Source organism: Nocardiopsis sediminis (genome assembly GCF_042650565.1).
In the GTDB taxonomy this organism is placed as follows: Bacteria; Actinomycetota; Actinomycetes; order Streptosporangiales; family Streptosporangiaceae; genus Nocardiopsis_B; species Nocardiopsis_B sediminis.
Window position 1 is genome coordinate 313,090 of record NZ_JBHSBH010000015.1, and the last position, 4,872, is coordinate 317,961.

Annotated in this window: 1 protein-coding gene; it reads right to left on the reverse strand. The window is 78.2% G+C overall.

Going from position 1 to position 4,872, the window contains the following annotated elements; genetic code table 11:
• The coding region (locus tag ACFOVU_RS23970) for a type I polyketide synthase (RefSeq protein ID WP_378538194.1) at nucleotides 1-4,872 on the reverse strand (4,872 nt) is incomplete at both ends.

The following is a 4,872-nucleotide window of genomic DNA, read 5'->3' on the forward strand; positions in this document are numbered from 1 at the left end:
CGGCGGCGCGTCGCGCGCACCAGCCCGCGGAAGAGCGGGGGCACCCCGCCGGTGCGGGCCGAGCGGGCGCGCACCCCGGCGAGGTCCAGCGGGACGGCGAGCACGTGGGGGTCGCGGCCCGCGACGGCGGTGTCGAACAGCTCCCGGCCCTGGCCGGTGCCGATGGGGGCGGCGATCCCCATGCGGGAGAACCGGGCGAGGTCGGTGTCGTCCAGGCCGGCGGTCAGCCCGCTGCGCTGCTCCCAGAGCCCCCACGCGACGCACGTCGCGGGCAGGCCGCGGGCGCGGCGGTGGTGGGCGAGCGCGTCGAGGAAGGCGTTGGCGGCGGCGTAGTTCGCCTGGCCGGGGGTGCCGAACACCCCGGCGGCCGAGGAGAACAGGACGAACGCCGCGAGATCGCGGTCCTGGGTGTACTCGTGCAGGTGGAGGGCTGCGTCGACCTTGGGCCGCAGGACGCGGTCCAGGCGCTCGGGGGTGAGCGAGGCCAGCACGCCATCGTCGACGACCCCGGCGGCGTGCACAACGGCGGTGATGGGGCGGTCGGCGGGGACCCCGTCGAGCACACGCCACAGCGCGCCGCGGTCGGCGGCGTCACACGCGGCGACATCCACCCGGGCCCCCAGGGCGGTCACCTCGTCAACGAGCCCCGCGGCCCCGGCCGAAGCCGTCCCCAGCCGCCCGAGCAACAACAGCCGCCGCACCCCGCACCCCTCGACAAGGTGCCGCACGACCACACCCCCCACCATCCCGAACGCCCCGGTGACCACCACGGTCCCGCCCCCGAAGCCCCCGGGGCCGGCGGCCGAGGGCCTCCGCTCGGCATCCTCGCCGGCCGACGTCGCCGTGGGCGGAAGGGCGCGGGCGAGTCGCGGGGTGTGGAGGCGGCCCGTTCGGATGGCGATCTGGGGCTCGCCGGTGGCCAGGGCGGTGTCGATGAGCGGCAGGGCGTCCAGCGGGTCGTCGGCGTCGAGCAGGACGATCCGGTCGGGGTATTCGGCCTGCGCCGAACGCGCCAGGCCCCAGACGGGGGCGTGGATCAGGTCGCGGACCCCCTCACCGGGGACGGCGGCCACGGCCCCGCTGGTGAGGACCACGAGCGGGACGGGAGCCTCGTCGGCCAGCCACGCTTGCAGGAGGGTGAGCGTCCGCCGGGACGCCTCGTGCGCGTCGTCGGCGAGGGTGCCGAAGCCTGCGTCCGGCGGTGGCGCGGCGGCATCGGATCCCGCCGGCCCCGGGGCGCCCGGGGCGCCCGTCGGGCCGACGGCGCCTGCTGTGCCGACGGCGCCCGGCAGGAACGGGGCGATGACGGCGTCGGGCGCGAACGCCCCGGACGCGATCGCCGCGCTCAGGGCCGCGGTGTCGGGGTAGGGGATGGCACCGTGCGCGGCCAGCGCCGACGCCATATCGGGGGGCACGTCGCCGAGGACCGCCCACACGGGCGGCTTGCCCGCCGTCGACGGCTGCCGCCGCAGCGGGGGCCACTCCACGGCGAAGAGGTCATCGCGCGGCCGCGCGGACCGGAGCGCGCCCCCCGCGGGCCGTAGCACCAGGGATTCGACCGTCACCACGGGCATCCCCGCGGGGTCGGCGGCGCTCAGGGACACCCCGCCGCCCTCCAGCCGCGTCACACGCACCCGCAGCCGCGTGGCCCCGGTGGCGTGCAGCGTCACCCCGCTCCACGAGAAGGGCACCTCGACCCCGGTGGTCTCCGCCGCCCCCGGTGTGGCGGCCGCGTGCCGCGGCTCCGCGAGCGCCGCGTCCCGGTCGCCGTCGGCGTCCAGGAGGGCCATGGCGTGCTGGGCGGCGTCCAGGAGCGCGGGGTGCAGGGCGAAGGCCGGGGCCCCGGCCGGGTGGGCGGGGGTGTCGGGCAGGGCGATGTCGGCGACGACCGCGGCGCCGACGCGCCGGGCGGCGCGCAGGCCGCGGAAGGCCGCGCCGTAGTGGTACCCGCGTTCGGCCAGCCGCGGATAGAGGTCGTCGACGGGGATGTCCACGGCTTCGGCCAAGGGCCCCTCGGCAGCGTCCGGCTCGGGCTCCGGCTCGGGTTCGGGCAGGGCGGCCGCGGGGGCGAGCACGCCGGTGGCGTGGTGCGTCCACGGCACGTCGTCGGTCCCCGCGTCGTCGGAGGCCCGATGGGGGCGGGAGTGGATGTGCAGCGTCCGCTCCCCCGTGTCGCCCGGGGGTCCCACGGCGACCTGGAGCTGCGCCCCGCCCCGTTCGGGCGGCTCCAACGGGGCGTGCAGGGTGAGTTCCGCGATGTGCGGGCAGGCGGTGCGCTCCCCCGCGAGCAGGGCCAGCTCCACGAACGCCGTCCCCGGCAGCAGCCGGGAGCCCAGCACCGCGTGGTCGGCCAGCCAGGGGTGGGCGCGCAGGGACACCAGCCCCGTGAAGAGGAACCCCCCGGTGTCGGCCACGGGCACCGCGGCGCCGAGGAACGGATGGTCGGCCCCGCCGACCCCGGCCCGCGGGGCGGCGGCCCCCGCCGGCGATGCGTCGAGCCAGTAGTTCCGGTGCTCGAAGGCGTAGGTGGGCAGGTCGACGCCGACGGCGGGGCCGCCGTGGACGGCCGCCCAGTCGACCTCCACCCCGGCGACGTGCGCCTCGGCGAGGGCGGACAGGAACCGGTCCGGGCCGCCCTCTCCCCGGCGCAGGGTCGTCAGGACCGCCGCCGGCCCGTCCTGCTCCGCGAGGGTCTGCCGCATCCCCGATTCGGCGACCGGGTGCGCCCCGACCTCGATGAACGCCGTGTACCCGCGGTCGTGCAGGGCGCGGACCGCCGCGGCGAAAAGAACGGGCCGCCGCAGGTTGGCGAACCAGTACCCGGCGTCCAGGGCGGTACCGTCCTCGCGCTCGCCCGATACCGAGGAGTGGAAGGCGATCTCCCCTCTCCGGGGGCGCAGCCCGGACAGCTCCTCCAGCATCGGGGCGCGCAGCGCGTCGACGTGCGGTGAGTGGGAGGCGAAGGAGACGGGCACCCGGCGGGCGAGCACGCCGCGGGCGGCGCACGCCTCCTCCACCTCGGCGAGCGCGGCGGAATCGCCCGAGAGGACGACGGAGGACGGCCCGTTGACGGCCGCGATCCCCGCCCGGCCGCCCCACCGCTCCAGCATGCGGGCGGCCTCCTCTTCGGGAAGGGCGACCGAGGTCATGGCGCCCGTGCCGGCCAGTTCGGCGATCAGCCGGCTACGCACCGCCACCAAGCGGGCGGCGTCCTCCAGGGACAGCGCCCCCGCGAAGCACGCCGCCGCGATCTCTCCCTGCGAATGGCCCACCACCGCGGCCGGACGCACACCGCACGCCCGCCACACCTCCGCCAGCCCCACCATCACCGCGAACAGCGCCGGCTGCACCACGTCCACCCGGTCCAGCCCCGGCGCGCCCGGCCCGGCCCGCAGGACTTCCGGCAGCGACCAGTCCGTATGCGGCGCCAGCGCCTCGGCGCACTCCTCGATCCGCTCGCGGAAGACGGGCGACGCCTCCAGCAGCCCGGACGCCATCCCGGCCCACTGCGCCCCCTGACCCGGGAACACGAACACGGTGCCCCCTTCTAGGACGTTCCCCACCACCACGCGGGTGTCTCCGGCCCCGCCCGCCTGGGCACGGAGCCCGGTGAGAGGGCCGTCCGCGCCCGGGAGCACCGCGGCGCGGTGGGCGAAGTGGGTGCGGGTCGTGGCCAGCGCCGCGGCGATCCCGGCGGGCGGGTCCCCGGCCGCCACGTGGTCGGCCAGGCGGCGCGCCTGCTCCCGGAGCGCCTGCTCACTCCGTCCGGAGAGCAGCCACGGCTGGGCGATGGGCAGCGGGCCCAGGGGCAGGACGGGGGCGGCCGGTTCCGGGCCGGTGGCGGCCGGCCCGGATTCATCGGGCCGGGCGCGGTGCGGCACCGCGGGCTCCCCTGCGGGTCCGCCGAGCGCCTCGGAGGCGGCCGGGCCGTGCGGCTCCGGAACCTCCCGCGTCCGCGGGTTCCCTGTGGCGGCCGCGTGCCCGGGCCGCCCGGCAGCGGGACGGGCGGCACCGTCCGCACCGCCTTCTTCAGGGGCGGAGTCCGCCTGCCCGGAAGCCGTCCCGGGGTCCGCAGGTTCCGGCGACGGCGCCGCGGCCGCAGAGGCCGCGCGCGCTTTCTCCGCACCAATGCCTTCACGCGCCGGTTCCGCTCGGCGGGATGTCCGCGCGGCGTCGACGGACCCCGGCTGGGCCGCCCGGTCGGGGACGGGGTCGGCGCTGATCGGAACGGCCGCCGACGCCGGGTCCGGGGCCGGGGCCTGTTCCAGGATGGCGTGGGCGTTGGTGCCGCTGACGCCGAACGACGAGACCGCGACGCGGCGGGGGCGGCCGGTGTCGGGCCAGGGCAGGGGTTCGGTGAGCAGGCCGACCGCCCCCGCCGACCAGTCGACGTGCGGTGAGGGCCGGTCCACGTGCAGGGTCGCGGGCAGGACGCCGTTGCGCAGGGCCAGCACCGACTTGATGACCCCGGCCACCCCGGCCGCCGTCCCCGCATGGCCGATGTTGGACTTCAGCGAGCCCAGCCGCACCGGCCGCCCCTGCGGGCGGCCCTGGCCGTAGGTGGCGAGCACGGCCCGCGCTTCGATCGGGTCGCCGAGGGTGGTGCCCGTCCCGTGCGCTTCGACGGCGTCGACGTCGCCCGGCTCCAAGCGGGCGTCGGCCAGCGCCCGGCGGATGACCCGCTCCTGAGCCGGCCCGCTCGGCGCGGTCATCCCGCTGCTGGCCCCGTCCTGGTTGACGGCCGTGCCCCGGATCACCGCCAGGATCCGGCGCCCGTTGCGCCGGGCGTCCGCCAGCCGCTCCAGCACCAGCACCCCCGCCCCTTCCGCCCAGGCGGTGCCGTCGGCCGCGGCGGCGAAGGCCTTGCAGCGG